The sequence below is a fragment of the Candidatus Enterococcus willemsii genome (assembly GCF_009933335.1).
Classification (GTDB): domain Bacteria; phylum Bacillota; class Bacilli; order Lactobacillales; family Enterococcaceae; genus Enterococcus_F; species Enterococcus_F willemsii.
In genome coordinates, this window is sequence record NZ_MAEL01000062.1 from 46,424 (window position 1) to 60,261 (window position 13,838).

The 13,838-nt window shown below is 36.8% G+C and carries 16 protein-coding genes and 1 riboswitch; of the genes, 15 read left to right on the forward strand and 1 reads right to left on the reverse strand.

The window, feature by feature from the left end:
- The first annotated feature begins 12 nt into the window (after positions 1-12).
- The 11 genes from rpoD (at position 13) to BAU17_RS13795 (ending at position 9,547) form a co-directional block, all read left to right on the forward strand.
- On the forward strand, positions 13-1,119 hold the full coding sequence (gene rpoD / locus BAU17_RS13745; RefSeq protein ID WP_161903391.1) for an RNA polymerase sigma factor RpoD: 1,107 nt from the start codon (positions 13-15) through the stop codon (positions 1,117-1,119).
- Between the two features lie 200 nt (positions 1,120-1,319).
- Positions 1,320-2,990 (forward strand): cell division site-positioning protein MapZ family protein, encoded by a 1,671-nt coding sequence (locus BAU17_RS13750; protein WP_237579128.1) that lies wholly within the window; start codon positions 1,320-1,322, stop codon positions 2,988-2,990.
- Between the two features lie 76 nt (positions 2,991-3,066).
- Positions 3,067-3,771, forward strand: a complete 705-nt coding sequence (locus tag BAU17_RS13755) for an AzlC family ABC transporter permease (RefSeq protein WP_161903393.1) — start codon at positions 3,067-3,069, stop codon at positions 3,769-3,771.
- Positions 3,764-4,084 carry an AzlD domain-containing protein gene (locus BAU17_RS13760; protein ID WP_161903394.1) on the forward strand — a complete coding sequence of 107 codons (321 nt, stop codon included), beginning with the start codon at positions 3,764-3,766 and terminating at the stop codon, positions 4,082-4,084. Before BAU17_RS13755 ends, BAU17_RS13760 begins: the two co-directional genes overlap by 8 nt.
- 24 nt (positions 4,085-4,108) lie before the next feature.
- Positions 4,109-4,972 (forward strand): CvfB family protein, encoded by an 864-nt coding sequence (locus tag BAU17_RS13765; RefSeq protein WP_161903395.1) that lies wholly within the window; start codon positions 4,109-4,111, stop codon positions 4,970-4,972.
- A 103-nt stretch (positions 4,973-5,075) separates the two neighbouring features.
- Positions 5,076-5,525: a ferric iron uptake transcriptional regulator gene (fur, locus tag BAU17_RS13770; protein ID WP_161903396.1), complete on the forward strand. Its 450-nt coding sequence runs from the start codon at positions 5,076-5,078 to the stop codon at positions 5,523-5,525.
- Between the two features lie 123 nt (positions 5,526-5,648).
- Positions 5,649-6,539: a site-specific tyrosine recombinase XerD gene (xerD, locus tag BAU17_RS13775; protein WP_161903397.1), complete on the forward strand. Its 891-nt coding sequence runs from the start codon at positions 5,649-5,651 to the stop codon at positions 6,537-6,539.
- Positions 6,540-6,552: 13 nt separating this feature from the next.
- A complete protein-coding gene (locus tag BAU17_RS13780) occupies positions 6,553-7,299 on the forward strand; it encodes a segregation/condensation protein A (RefSeq protein WP_161903398.1) in 747 nt (248 codons plus the stop codon).
- Positions 7,292-7,873 carry an SMC-Scp complex subunit ScpB gene (scpB, locus tag BAU17_RS13785; RefSeq protein WP_161903399.1) on the forward strand — a complete coding sequence of 194 codons (582 nt, stop codon included), beginning with the start codon at positions 7,292-7,294 and terminating at the stop codon, positions 7,871-7,873. The genes BAU17_RS13780 and scpB overlap by 8 nt, the downstream gene beginning before the upstream one ends.
- A gap of 2 nt (positions 7,874-7,875) precedes the next feature.
- A complete protein-coding gene (locus BAU17_RS13790) occupies positions 7,876-8,595 on the forward strand; it encodes a pseudouridine synthase (RefSeq protein WP_161903400.1) in 720 nt (239 codons plus the stop codon).
- Positions 8,596-8,666: 71 nt separating this feature from the next.
- Positions 8,667-8,791, forward strand: a riboswitch (FMN riboswitch).
- Between the two features lie 153 nt (positions 8,792-8,944).
- Entirely contained in the window at positions 8,945-9,547 is a 603-nt protein-coding gene (locus tag BAU17_RS13795; RefSeq protein WP_161903401.1) for an ECF transporter S component, read from the forward strand.
- Between the two features lie 68 nt (positions 9,548-9,615).
- Here the strand turns inward: BAU17_RS13795 and BAU17_RS13800 are convergent, their stop codons facing one another.
- Complete coding sequence (locus BAU17_RS13800) at positions 9,616-9,831, reverse strand: ferredoxin (protein WP_161903402.1); 216 nt, start codon at positions 9,829-9,831, stop codon at positions 9,616-9,618.
- Between the two features lie 27 nt (positions 9,832-9,858).
- Between BAU17_RS13800 and BAU17_RS13805 the strand changes: the two genes are divergently transcribed.
- From BAU17_RS13805 to cmk, 4 genes are all read left to right on the forward strand, one after another.
- Positions 9,859-10,845, forward strand: a complete 987-nt coding sequence (locus BAU17_RS13805) for a helix-turn-helix domain-containing protein (protein ID WP_161903403.1) — start codon at positions 9,859-9,861, stop codon at positions 10,843-10,845.
- Positions 10,842-12,233, forward strand: a complete 1,392-nt coding sequence (locus BAU17_RS13810) for a RecQ family ATP-dependent DNA helicase (protein WP_161903404.1) — start codon at positions 10,842-10,844, stop codon at positions 12,231-12,233. Before BAU17_RS13805 ends, BAU17_RS13810 begins: the two co-directional genes overlap by 4 nt.
- A gap of 73 nt (positions 12,234-12,306) precedes the next feature.
- A complete protein-coding gene (locus tag BAU17_RS13815; protein WP_161903405.1) occupies positions 12,307-12,906 on the forward strand; it encodes a LysM peptidoglycan-binding domain-containing protein in 600 nt (199 codons plus the stop codon).
- 58 nt (positions 12,907-12,964) lie between these two features.
- Positions 12,965-13,636: a (d)CMP kinase gene (gene cmk / locus BAU17_RS13820; RefSeq protein ID WP_161903406.1), complete on the forward strand. Its 672-nt coding sequence runs from the start codon at positions 12,965-12,967 to the stop codon at positions 13,634-13,636.
- Positions 13,637-13,838 lie beyond the last annotated feature (202 nt).

Consider the following 13,838-nt stretch of genomic DNA (forward strand, 5'->3'; position numbering starts at 1 on the left):
GGGACTTCTTTCATGGCAGAAGAAACAATGAAAAATTATGATAAAGCCGTCGCTGACTTTATTAAAGTAAACAAAACTAAAGGACAAGTCGTTTATGATGAATTGTCTAATCAATTAGCAACACCCTATTCATTAGATGCTGAAGGAATGGATAAACTGATTCAAAAAGTTGAAGACGCTGGAATCAGTGTAGTAGACGAAAACGGTGAACCATCTATTCACAGTCTAAAAAGTACAGAGAAAAAAGCAAAAACACAACCTCAAGAAGATTTATCAGCGCCAACAGGTGTCAAAATTAATGATCCTGTGCGGATGTATCTAAAAGAAATTGGTCGTGTCCCATTGCTGACAGCTGAAGAAGAAGTTGATTTGGCTTTAAAAATCGAAGAAGGCGATCAAGAAGCAAAACAACGATTAGCAGAAGCTAACTTGCGTTTAGTTGTAAGTATTGCAAAACGCTATGTTGGTCGTGGCATGCAATTTTTGGATTTAATCCAAGAAGGAAATATGGGGCTAATGAAAGCTGTTGAGAAATTTGATTACCGCAAAGGATTTAAATTCTCGACTTATGCTACTTGGTGGATTCGTCAAGCAATTACCCGTGCAATTGCAGACCAAGCAAGAACAATTCGTATTCCTGTTCATATGGTAGAAACAATCAATAAATTGATTCGTATTCAACGTCAATTATTGCAAGACTTAGGTAGAGAACCAACGCCAGAAGAAATCGGTGCGGAAATGGACTTACCAACTGAAAAAGTTCGTGAAATTTTAAAAATTGCTCAAGAACCAGTATCTTTGGAAACGCCGATTGGTGAAGAAGACGATTCTCATTTAGGGGATTTTATTGAAGATCAAGAAGCAACGAGTCCAGCAGAACACGCAGCATATGAATTGTTAAAAGAACAATTGGAAGATGTGTTAGACACATTGACGGATCGTGAAGAAAATGTGCTACGCCTACGTTTCGGGATTGATGATGGACGCACACGAACATTAGAAGAAGTTGGTAAAGTATTTGGCGTGACACGCGAGCGTATTCGTCAAATTGAAGCCAAAGCTTTGCGCAAATTACGCCATCCATCACGTTCAAAACAATTGAAAGATTTCTTAGAATAAAAAGCAAGACTTTTAAAAGTTGGAAGCAGCTTTTAAAAGTCTTTTTTTTACATATTATCAAGAAATAGTTAAGTATTTTGCTTTTTCGTGATAGAATTACAATCAGAACTTAACAAAAACGTAACTACTTTAGTATTGGCTAACTTGTTAATATATGGTAGATTATTTTTTAGAAAGTAAAAGGAGCCAGAGATAGATTGATGAAAAAATGTCCTCATTGCGATGCTGAAATCGCTGCAAATCAAACTGTATGTCCAAACTGTGGCAAAGATTTATCAGAAACGTCACAAGCAGAGACACCTACAAGTGATCACAAAAACAACGAACACATCAAATGGTCAGATTACCAAGATGTTCCTTTAGGTTCTGTCATGGAACATTTTTCCGATTTACATGAGAAAAACGATGATGGAAAAACTGACTTTGAAGAAAATTCCATTTTAGCAGATTATATTAAAGAGCATAAAGAACCAACTTTCGTTCAAGAAAAATCAGAAGCAAACGAGCAGAAAATTGATGAGTCAGTCAAAGAATCCGACGTTGTGAATGAACCTGAACCAGAGCAAGTTAACGAACCAGTAGTAACGCCAAGTGTAGCAGAAGACAATTCAGAAGCAGAAAAAACGGAAGAGCCTGTTGAACCTGTAGGCGTCGTTACAAAAGAACCTGAAAGCAACAGCGCAAAATCAGAAAATCTAGCGCCACAAACACCTAAGAAGCGCAACAAAAAGATTTATTGGTTGACTGCAGCAGCTGTTGTTGTCCTAGCTGGTGGCGGCTGGTTTTACTATGACCATCAACAAAAAGAAGAAGCAGCAAGACAAGAACAATTACGGATAGAAAATGCGTTATCTACAATTGATAAAGAAATGGATACTTACTTTCTTGATGCAGATCAACAATTTATTGCACCTGGGAAAACTTCTGAAGGTATTACCAAATTAATGGAAGAATTGGAAGAGTATTCTAAAGAAGATGCTTACGATAAGCTAGTTGTTAAAGGGCAAAAAATTCAAGTCAAATTAGCGGTATTGGATCAAATTAACAGTCATTTTACTGAGCCGATTGTTGTAGGTGACAAACTACAAGAAAACGCGCATATTAAAGAAGGCGAAACGGTAGAGATGGCTTCATTAACGGAAAAAAATGCTTTTTCTGACCTCATTAATCAAGCGATTAAAAAAGGCAAAGATGAAGCAAAACAATTGCAAGCTGCAAGTAAGGCGGTGCAATCATTAACGGCTCACTATAAAGATAATCAATTAAGTGATGCAGTTAGTCGTAAAGACTATGAATCAACAAAACAAGAAGTCGAAAAAATCTTTGATGGCAAAGAAAAAGAAACGTTACTTGCTGATTTAGAGCCAATCGATAAAGCCTTAGTTGCCAAAGAAAAAGCACAAGCAGAAGCCGAAAAACAAGCGGCAATTGAAGCTGAGAAACAAGCAGAGCAACAACGTCAAGCAGCACAACCACAACAACCGAACTCAGGTGGACAAGCAGGAACTAGTGCACCAAGTTCGAACGAAGGCCAAGAAATCCTAAATGACCATACACCAAGAAATAAAAACAATCAGCCAATTATTTCACCTCGTCAAAGCGATATTGATGATGTCAACAATCCAGCATGGGAATGGGCACCTGGTGTCTATGAGAAAGTAATCAATGAAGCGATTAAACGTGGTTACATTGTTGAAGGTGGCTTTAAACTAGAACGTGTTCGGATTGAAAATGGTGAAGGTTATTACAACCTATATGCGACAAACACTAAATCTTCCTTAATGCAAGGAATTGGTGAATCAGCTTTACCAATGTATCTATTTACAATTAATGATAAAACTGGTTTCTTCCGTGGAAACGGTAGTGATTAAAAAAGAATAACTTGTATCCCCTCTTTATTTTCGATATGATATAAAAATATCAGTTGGAAATAAAGGGGGATTCTTTTTGCAAGAAGTGAAGTATGAAAGTTTTTTTGATGGCGTAAAAGCTTGTATCCCAACTGTATTAGGTTATATGGGGATCGGCTTTGCCATGGGCGTTGTTGGGAAGGGGGTTGGGTTATCGGTTCTTGAAATTTTATTGATGTCTGTGTTTATCTATGCGGGGAGTGCGCAGTTTATTATTTGTGGCTTACTAGCGATTGCAGCACCAACATCTTCGATTATCGTGACCGTCTTTTTGGTCAACTTGCGTCATTTTTTAATGAGTTTGTCAGTTGCGCCCGCTTTTCGTAAAGAAAGTATGCTAGGAAATATTGGCATAGGAACGCTGTTGACCGATGAATCGTATGGCGTATTAGTCAATGCACTGCAAAATGAAAAACAACCGACACTCCATTGGATGAACGGCTTAAATATTTTGGCATATGTTAGTTGGATTTTAGCGACCGTTTTAGGTGCAATGTTAGGGGAATTTATTCCCAACCCGGAATTATTCGGTTTGGACTTTGCTTTGGTAGCGATGTTTTTAGGCTTATTCTTATTTCAAGTAGAGATGCCTTTGAAAAAACGAACAAAGCAAACAATTCTTGTGCTAGCGAGCGTAGTAGGTAGTTTGTATTTATTTATGTGGTTTACTTCTGCTGAAATTGCTGTGATTGCAGCTACATTGATTGGTTGTTTTATTGGGGTGGTGACACATAATGAGTAGTACCTTTTTGATAATGATTGCTGGTTGTTTTCTTGTCACGTGGTTGCCGCGCATTTTACCATTCGTTTTTGCCAAACGTCTTGAATTTCCAGAAAAGCTGCATTTATTCTTAAGTTATTTGCCATTATGTATTCTAGCAGCTTTATTAGTTCAAAGTCTCTTGTCTATTCAGAGTGGCAAAGCGCCAATCTTAAAATTACAAGAAACTTTGGCATGTATTCCCACATTAATGGTTGGCATCTATACGAAAAATTTGATGAAGATTGTAATTACAGGTATTATTAGCATAGCGGTTATTCGCCTAGTTTTATAAATTGTCTTCTAAAGGAGAAGGAAAATGAACGAGTTATTAGCATCCGTATTCAGCGGATTAATTATTGATGAAAATGAAGAAAATTATTTTGTCCAAAAAAATGGTGTGACATTTAAATTAGCAAAATCAGAAGGAGAGCATGCATTAGGAGAAGCTGTCGAAGGATTTGGCTATCAAAATCAAAAGCAAGATTACTGCATGACAACGATTATTCCCAAAAGCCGTAAGGGACACTATGCATTTGGAGAAGTGACTGATAGTCGCCGTGATTTAGGTGTTTTCGTGAATATTGGGTTACCTGACAAAGATGTGGCGGTTTCTTTAGATGAATTACCAACCATGCGTGAATTATGGCCGAAAAAAGGTGACCGTTTAATGGTTTCCTTGCGTGTCGATCATAAAGATCGTATTTGGGGCAGTCTAGCAGAAGAAAAAATTTTCCAAGCCCTAAGTAAACGTGGCAATGATACATTAAAAAATCAAGATGTGACAGGAACAGTCTACCGTTTGAAATTAGTAGGGACCTATATTTTGACGGATGATTTTTATATCGGCTTTATTCACCCTTCTGAACGCTTCCAAGAACCGCGTTTAGGAGAACAAGTCAAAGGACGTGTAATCGGCGTGCGTCCAGACGGTGTGTTGAATCTTTCGTTAAAACCTCGTGCGCATGAAGCAATTAGCGATGATGCTGCCATGATTGTCGCCTTTTTAGAACGTGCACCTGAAAATCAAATGAACTATACAGACAAATCATCACCAGAAGAAATTAAACAAATGTTTGGTATCAGTAAAGGTCAATTCAAACGTGCATTAGGAAACTTGATGAAACAACGAATGGTTGAACAAAAAGATGGCGTGACTAAATTAATTAAAAAATCTAATTGAGAATACTTGTATAATTTTCTCGTCTATTTTATAATTATTTTAATGTCATGAGAGATATTTATCTCTTAAATTAGAATGATTATAAATTAAGATGGAGGATTGTATGAATACTGTGGAAGCATTAAAAAAAACCAAAAAACAACTCCATGAATCAGGATTTAAATTAACTCCGCAAAGGGAAGCAACGCTATTAGTCTTGTTAGAAAATGAAAAAGATCACTTATCAGCAGAAGAAATTTACTTTTTTGTGAAACAAAAAAATGCAGATATTGGATTAGCAACAGTTTACCGTACGTTAGAGATTTTAACCGAATTAAAAATTGTTGATAAAATCAGTTTTGACGATGGTGTGGCAAGATATGATTTGCGTAAAGAAGGTGCGAAGCATTTCCACCATCATTTGCTATGTCTGGAATGTGGGAATATTGAGGAAATCGAAGAAGATTTACTTGGGGATGTTGAAGAAATTGTTGAGAAACAATTCCATTTTCAAGTGAAAGATCACCGCTTAACATTTCATGGCGTTTGTCAAGCTTGTCAATTAAAAGAATGAAAAATAGGTACAATTGGAAGAATTCGTTCCAATTGTACCTATTTTTATGTAAACTAAGGGAGAATTTCTGTTCTTACAACTAAGAATTTGTTATGATAGGTAAGGCGAATGGGAGGAAAAAAGATGGAAGAACAAATTACGGACTATTTACACTTTTTGACAATTGAACGTGGTCTTTCTCAAAACACAAGAAAAAGTTATGAGCGCGATTTGGAACGCTATTTAATTTTTTTAAAAGAGCAAAAAGTAACGGAATGGCAAGCAGTTGATCGTTTCATAGTCGTGCAATTTTTACAGCTGTTACAAGAAGAAGGCAAAGCCGCGGCAACGATTACTCGTATGGTCACTAGTTTACGCCGTTTTCATCAATTTCTTCGCCAAGAACGATTTACTGATCATGATCCAATGCAACACATTGATTCACCTAAAAAGGTGCAAAAGTTGCCAGACACACTAAGTTTAAGTGAAGTAGAAAAGTTAATTGAAACTCCTGATACAAAAGAAATTTTAGGCATTCGTGATCGAGCTATTTTAGAAGTTATGTATGCAACAGGATTACGAGTGAGTGAATTGATTGGTCTAAAATTAAATGATTTACATTTAAGCATGGGACTCTTACAAACCCTTGGAAAAGGAGACAAAGAACGAATTGTTCCTCTTGGTGATATGGCTATTCAATGGATTGAGTGTTACTTAGACGAAGCACGTCCGTTGTTAACAGCCAAGCATCCAGAAGAAGTTCATTTATTCGTGAATAATCATGGCTTAGGTCTTTCTAGACAAGGCATTTGGAAAAATCTAAAAGCGTTAGTGCGAAAAGCAGGGATTCATAAAAACGTGACGCCTCATACACTTCGCCATAGTTTTGCGACGCATTTATTAGAAAATGGTGCAGATTTACGAACGGTACAAGAATTATTAGGCCATGCTGATATTTCGACAACCCAGATTTATACACATATTACGAAAAAACGTATGACAGAAGTGTACAAGCAACATTTCCCTCGTGCGTAAAGGAAGGGCAACAATGCAGGAAATTAAAATTAAGTTGGATGTTTTTGAAGGACCGTTAGATTTGTTGTTGCATTTAATTCGTTCTTTAGAAATTGATATTTATGATATTCCAATTGCAGCAGTGACAGAACAATATATGAATTATATTCATGCGATGAAGACATTGGAATTGGAAGTTGCAGGAGAATACTTGGTCATGGCGGCAACCTTGATGGCAATTAAAAGTCAGATGCTTTTGCCTAAGCAAGAAATGGATGAAGAGTATGATGATGTGTACGAAGAAGATCCACGTGATGAACTCGTCTCACAACTTCTCGAATATCGTAAATATAAATATGCTGCGGATAAATTATCAGAAAAGGCGATAGAACGTAGCCAGTATTTTACGAAAGATCCGATGGATATGGATGAGTACAAAGAAACCGAACAAGAATTGCAAAAAAATCAAATCAATACGATTGATTTATTCTTAGCTTTTCATAGTATGCTAGAAAAAAAGAAAAAGCGAAGAGCAATTGAATCAACCATTCGTGCTGATGAAAGTAGTATTGAAGAAAAAATGCAATTTATTGCAGCACAGATGCAGCAAATAAAAACAGGTCGAACATTAGAGTCTTTTTTTACGAGCTACAGCAAGCCAGAAATTGTGATTACATTTATGGCTTTATTAGAATTAATGAAAAATGGAAAAATTAGAGTAGAACAAACTGGGAATTATGAAACTATTTTGCTCTACTCAATAGGAGACACAAATGAGTAAACTAAATCAGTTAGAAGCGATGTTATTTGTTGTTGGTGACGAAGGGATTGGATTAGAAGAATTAAGCTATTTATTAGAAGAACCAACACCACAAGTCTACCAAGCAATTCAATCACTAAATCAAAAATATCAATCTGATGAAACATCCGCATTAAATATTTTAGAAGTAGGTAACCATTTTGTATTGACAACTAAAAAAGAATTTGCCCCTTTGTTAAAAAAATATGCACAATCCCCTATGTCGAATCGTTTATCACAAGCAGCGTTGGAGACGTTGGCGATAATTGCCTATAAACAGCCAATTACGCGAGTTGAAGTAGATGACATTCGTGGTGTGCAATCCTCAGGTTCTGTTCAAAAATTGGTGGCTCGACAATTGGTTGAAGAAAAAGGTCGTGTGGAAGGTCCGGGGCGTGCAATTTTATATGGAACAACAGATTATTTTATGGATTACTTCGGATTAAAAAGTTTAGAAGAATTACCAGATATTCAATCGATGGAAGATGATTTATCTGAAGAATTGCCAACGGACTTATTTTTCAATCGATATGAAGAAGAGAAAGAGGAGAATTAATAATGGAAAGATTACAAAAAGTGATTGCCCATGCCGGTATTGCATCGCGCAGAAAAGCAGAAACATATATTTTAGATGGACGTGTAAAGGTTAATGGACAAGTGGTACGTGAACTAGGTACACAAGTAGGCTCGAAAGATCGTGTCGAAGTAGACGGTGTCCCAATCTATCAGGAAGAACCGGTCTATTATGTGTTTTACAAACCAAGGGGCGTTATCTCAGCGGTCACAGATGATAAGAAACGTAAAGTTGTTGTGGATTATTTATCAGATGTCAGAGAACGCATTTATCCTGTAGGTCGCTTAGATTATGATACTTCTGGCTTGTTGCTATTGACAAATGATGGAGCGTTCTCACAAAAACTAACCCATCCGAAACACGAAGTAGATAAAGTTTATGTAGCCAAGGTAAAGGGCATTGCGGACAAAAAAACATTGACGCCTTTAACACGAGGCATGCGTTTGGAAGGAAAAAGAGTAGCGCCAGCCCGTTATGAAATTATCTCAGTGGACGTGAAAGCGCAGACGAGTATCGTGCAATTGACGATTCATGAGGGGCGTAATCATCAAGTAAAAAATATGTTAAAAGCTGTCGGACTCCCAGTTCAAAAATTAAAACGTGAAAAATATGGTGAACTGACATTAAAAGGCTTGCGTCCAGGAGAATATCGTGAATTGAGCAAAAAAGAAGTCAGCCAACTCTTAGAACAAGCCAAGAAATAATTTGTAAGTAAAAGTAGTTGAAACTTTAAATAAATCATGTATACTTAAACTGTACTAAAAAATGAATAAAGGTTCGTCTTCAGGGGCAGGGTGTAATTCCCGACCGGTGGTTATAGTCCACGAGCTGTTTGTTTACAAATGGCTGAATTGGTGAAATTCCGATACCGACAGTAAAGTCTGGATAAAGAAGATAGGGCGTATTTGGTTTATCTAATTTTGTGACCTCATACCCTATTTTTCCCTGTGGAAAAATAGGGTATTTTTTTGCATCTGGCGCCGATGTAAACACAAAATAGAAAATTTAATAGGTTCGTTTGAAGAGGAATCCTTTCAACTAGGAGGATTTATAATGAAAAACAGCAAAGTACAAAAAATGGTTTCAATGGCATTGTTTGCCGCAATGGGATTAGTATTACAATATGTTGCTTTTCCAGTTATGCCGATGTTCCCATTCTTAAAAATTGATTTTAGTGACATTCCTGTGATGTTAAGTATGTTTTTATTTGGACCGTTGGCGGGGATTATCACGGCATTGATTCGCTCAATATTACATGCGTTAACAACGGGTTTATCGGCACCAAATCTGGTAGGAGATGTGGCAAGTTTTCTTGCTACGACTGTCTTTACGTTACCAATGTATTATTTCTTTAGAAAAGACAGCAAGTTAAAAAATAAAATTTTAGGTACTGCTTCAGGGATCTTATCAATGAGTGTGGTGATGAGCATTGCAAACTACTTTGTAATTACACCGTTGTATCTAATGTTTTTCAACATGACAGCAGATACTTATTTACAAATGTCACTTGCTAAATATGTAGTGATTGGGATCTTACCGTTTAATCTAATTAAAGGTGGCATTGTCAGTGTGGTATTTTTACTTTTACATGCCAAATTATTGCCATGGTTATCAAAAAAACAAGCCTTTTCTCAAAGTCAAACTTTTTCAAAATAAAACAAAGGACATCTCACGAACTCGCGAGATGTCCTATTCGCTTTTTTTTTGCGTATAATAAAAGAAGCTTATGATTCTAGAAGAATTGCTCGAACCGGGCATTTTTTATAAGCGTTCAGTACGACGTCTTGTTTTGCTTCCGGAATAAATTGTTGATGAGCTTCAGGTTCTTGCGCAAAAAGCACGATTCCTTCTTCATCATAATCAAAAATTTCTGGTGCATATACCGCACATAATCCACAAGCAATACAGCGTTCGGGAACGATTTTACATAATTGAGACATGTTGTCACTACTTTCTGGAGGGTTATCTTGAATACATTTATTTTATCGTTGTTTACGAAAGAAGACAAGTTGAAACCAAGTACCTTGTATCAATTATTGTCAGGTAAACGGACATCATCGGTTCTTTGCTACGCTTTTTTTCATGATTTATTTCATTTAGTCGGTGTGTTACCAGAACTAAAAGAAAAGGAATTAGACGTTTGTCTATTCGAATTAACAAAAGCGGGTAAATTGTCAGAAGAACATGGTTTGTATGCCTTAATTGGGGAAGAATGTCCGGAACGGGAATTATTAAAAGAGGTTGATTTTTTTCGATTTGGACGTAAAGCGGATGAGACTTGGCGGTCGTTACAATTTATTGTGCAGGTTAGCTCCTATTTAAACCGTGAAGAAACGTATATCCCTTTGGAAAATTCGCCATTTTATACAGAACGAGCGCGTCAACTTGTTCATACTTATCGCGATAAATTACCTGAGATGATTTACCAAGAATTACTGGCTATTTTTTCTCAATTACCATCTCAACAAGCGGATTTATTAGCTCAAACCTTAACGGGGTATCATCAAAATGGTGCGGTCTTTTTTCAAGTCTTACCAAAAGAACAACAAACACCACCGTGGGCAACCGTTCTTGTGGGAAGAGCGATGCATCATTTCTTTCGTATATTGGCAAAGCATCCTGATTTTATTTTGTATCAATTTTTGCGACCAATTCTGAATCAAAACCGCAATCAAAGTATGTTGTTCACGAGAAAATTATTTCAGCAAGGTGCAACATTTGAAGAGATTATGCGTACCCGTCGATTAAGAAAAGGGACCATTCAAGATCATCTGATTGAATGGGCATTAGTTGATGAGCAATTTCCTTTTGAGACATTTATTTCGGAGTGGGAACAGTGTCAGCAATTGCCAGAAGAGTCTTGGAAGTATCGCTATAAAGAATTGACTGAACGATGTGAAGCATCATTTTTAGACATCCGTTTATATCAAATTTGGAGGAAAAAGCAATCATGAAATTAGAAGAAGCGCTGCAAAAATATTTTCATTACACGCATTTTCGCCCAGGACAAAAAGAAGTCATTACCAGTTTACTTAATGGAGAAGATACATTGGCGGTTTTACCGACAGGAACGGGTAAGAGTTTGTGTTATCAGTTGACTGGCTACTTGCAATCAGGGCTCGTAGTGATTGTTTCACCGCTGATTTCTTTAATGGAAGATCAAGTCACTTCTTTTTTACGTGCAGGTGAAAAAAGAGTTGCTGCATTAAATGGGACCTTACAAGCAGAAGAGAAAAAATTTATTTTAGCACATTTATCCGCATATAAATTTTTATTTTTGAGTCCGGAAATGTTGTTACAAGAAGCTGTTTTAGCGACCCTTTCACGTGAAAAAATCGGCTTATTGGTCATTGATGAAGCGCACTGTGTCTCACAATGGGGAATCGACTTTCGTCCTGAATACCGGAATTTAGATGAAGCCAAACGGCGCCTACATTCGCCTTTAACCTTAGCATTAACAGCTAGTGCGACTGAAAAAGTACGTGAAGAAATAAAAACGTTGTTGCTTTCGCCCAAACAGGCAGAGTGGATTTATTCGATGAATCGTCCCAATATTGCCTTGTTAGTTGAACAATCAGATGATAAGTTAATAAATTTGAAACAAGCCTTGCGACAGCAAGCGGGGTCAGGTATTATTTATTGTGCGACACGCAAAAAAGTAGAGGAACTTTACGAAGAATTACAAGGTGAATTTTCAGTCGGTTATTACCATGGTGGTTTAGAAAGTAACCAAAGAAGAATGTTGCAACAACAATTTTTAGCAAATGAGCTACAATTTTTAATTGCGACCAATGCCTTTGGAATGGGCATTAATAAACCGGATATTCGTTTAGTTGTCCATTATGAGCTGCCAGATAACTTAGAGAACTATATGCAGGAAATTGGACGTGCAGGACGGGATGGTCAACAAAGTTATGGCCTGTTATTATACCAAGAAGGAGATGAACGCATTCATCATTTTCTTCAGAATACAGCACAGGCTGAAAGAGAAGCCTTTGAATTAAAACTGTCTTATCAAGCAATTGCTTCATTAACTGATCTGCAAGAAAAATGGTGGCAACAAACGAAAAAAGAAGGCGCAGAGTTATTTCTGCATCATTTGAAAGCAAATGAGTATGAGAAAAAAGAAAAATTAGCAAAAATGTTGGCGTATGTTCGATATGATGGTTGTCGTCGAGCATTTTTACTTAAATATTTTGAAGAAACTTTAATTGAAGAACAGGATCAATGCTGTGATTTTCATGGCTGTCATTTACCTGAAAGAGTTGTTGGAAGTTGGGATAGCCCTACGTTTGCAAGTTGGCAATCGATTTTAATAAAAATGTTTAAAGAAAATTTTTAAGATAGCTTTTGAGAGACATTGACTATTTTACTGTGGTATAATACATCGGGAAGACAATGGGAGGTTATAGAAATTGAGTAAAAAAGATAAAAATCGTGACGTACAAGAACCTTGGGAGCAACCTATCTATGAGACGGAAACGGAAGAAAGTTATTCTCGTTCAGGCCGTCGTCAAAAAAGAGGAAATAGCGCCTTTTTAACAGTGGTATTAGTCTTATTGTTCCTTATTATTGCTGTGCCAACGGTAGCAGGATTTTGGATTATGAATCGAGACAATAAACCCGAGACTGCACAAACATCTAGTAGTACCGTTGAATCGACCATTTCGTCAACAACGAAAGAAAGCACGACTTCTTCTGAAACACAATCAACAAGTAGTAGTGCATCGTCGTCTGTTGAGTCATCTGAATCTACGGCTCCTTCTGAAACAGTACCATCATCAACTACTGAAGAAGTGCCACAATCAGAAACACCTCAAGCTGAAACTCCAGAGGTACCAGCTGAAACACCTCAAGACGAACAAGGTGCTGTTTATGAAACAGTTTATGAAGGAGAAGGTCCACAACAAGTGGCTGCCCGTGCAGGTATTTCACTAGAAGAACTTTTCCGTTTGAATGGATTAGATATGAATAATTATGATTTACATCCAGGAGATCAATTAAGAGTGAAATAAAAAAACCGCTCAGGCGGTTTTTTTATTTAGATAAATGACAAGAGTAGGGAGAATAGGTATGAAAAAAATCAATATTGCGATTGATGGTCCTGCGTCATCAGGGAAAAGCACCGTAGCGAAAATTTTAGCAAAAGACTTTGGCTATATTTATACAGATACAGGAGCGATGTATCGTAGTGTGACGTATTTAGCTATTCAACATCAAGTAGCTTTTGACGACAAAGAAAAATTGGTATCACTAATTGAGCGTTATCCAATTACATTCAAACAAACAGAGCAAGGACAACTAATTTTTGTTGATGGTCAAGATGTCACAGAAGCGATTCGTCAACCAGATGTGACAAACAATGTGTCTGAAGTATCTGCTCATGCTGAAGTTCGCCAACAGCTTGTTCGCCAACAGCAAAAAATTGCTGAACAAGGTGGCGTTGTGATGGATGGCCGTGATATTGGAACGGTTGTATTACCCCATGCCGAAGTCAAAATTTTCTTGGTAGCAAGTGTGGTTGAGCGTGCAGAGCGTCGGTTTAAAGAAAATCAAGCAAAAGGCATAGCAACTGATTTTGAGACATTGAAAAAAGAAATTGAACAACGAGATTATTTGGATTCCCATCGTGAAACATCACCATTAAAACAAGCCGAAGATGCTACTTTAATTGACACGACAGGTTTAACGATTGAAGAGGTCGTTCAAGCAATTAAAGATGAGGTTATAAGAAAAGTGAAATAAGAAAAAGTCTCTTGAAAGGTGATAGTTAATCATTTTCAAGAGACTTTTTACACATTAATCGGCTACTTTTCAATAAAATTAAAGGAAAATGTTTAGAAAGCGTAAATTTCAAGGCTTTTTTTATTAAAAAATATAGAAATCGCTTTATTTTTTTGTAAGAATAGCATAAACTAGTTATGTAGTGTATTTATAAAACAATTGT

What these genes read in the sequence shown, in the direction of transcription:
- cmk (WP_161903406.1), top strand. Translation starts at nt 12,965, where the DNA reads ATGAAAAAAATCAATATTGCGATTGATGGTCCTGCGTCATCAGGGAAA.
- BAU17_RS13810 (WP_161903404.1), top strand. Translation starts at nt 10,842, where the DNA reads ATGAAATTAGAAGAAGCGCTGCAAAAATATTTTCATTACACGCATTTT.
- BAU17_RS13780 (WP_161903398.1), top strand. Translation starts at nt 6,553, where the DNA reads ATGCAGGAAATTAAAATTAAGTTGGATGTTTTTGAAGGACCGTTAGAT.
- fur (WP_161903396.1), top strand. Translation starts at nt 5,076, where the DNA reads ATGAATACTGTGGAAGCATTAAAAAAAACCAAAAAACAACTCCATGAA.
- BAU17_RS13790 (WP_161903400.1), top strand. Translation starts at nt 7,876, where the DNA reads ATGGAAAGATTACAAAAAGTGATTGCCCATGCCGGTATTGCATCGCGC.
- BAU17_RS13760 (WP_161903394.1), top strand. Translation starts at nt 3,764, where the DNA reads ATGAGTAGTACCTTTTTGATAATGATTGCTGGTTGTTTTCTTGTCACG.
- BAU17_RS13765 (WP_161903395.1), top strand. Translation starts at nt 4,109, where the DNA reads ATGAACGAGTTATTAGCATCCGTATTCAGCGGATTAATTATTGATGAA.
- rpoD (WP_161903391.1), top strand. Translation starts at nt 13, where the DNA reads ATGGCAGAAGAAACAATGAAAAATTATGATAAAGCCGTCGCTGACTTT.
- xerD (WP_161903397.1), top strand. Translation starts at nt 5,649, where the DNA reads ATGGAAGAACAAATTACGGACTATTTACACTTTTTGACAATTGAACGT.
- BAU17_RS13800 (WP_161903402.1), bottom strand. Translation starts at nt 9,831, where the DNA reads ATGTCTCAATTATGTAAAATCGTTCCCGAACGCTGTATTGCTTGTGGA.
- BAU17_RS13750 (WP_237579128.1), top strand. Translation starts at nt 1,320, where the DNA reads ATGAAAAAATGTCCTCATTGCGATGCTGAAATCGCTGCAAATCAAACT.
- BAU17_RS13795 (WP_161903401.1), top strand. Translation starts at nt 8,945, where the DNA reads ATGAAAAACAGCAAAGTACAAAAAATGGTTTCAATGGCATTGTTTGCC.
- scpB (WP_161903399.1), top strand. Translation starts at nt 7,292, where the DNA reads ATGAGTAAACTAAATCAGTTAGAAGCGATGTTATTTGTTGTTGGTGAC.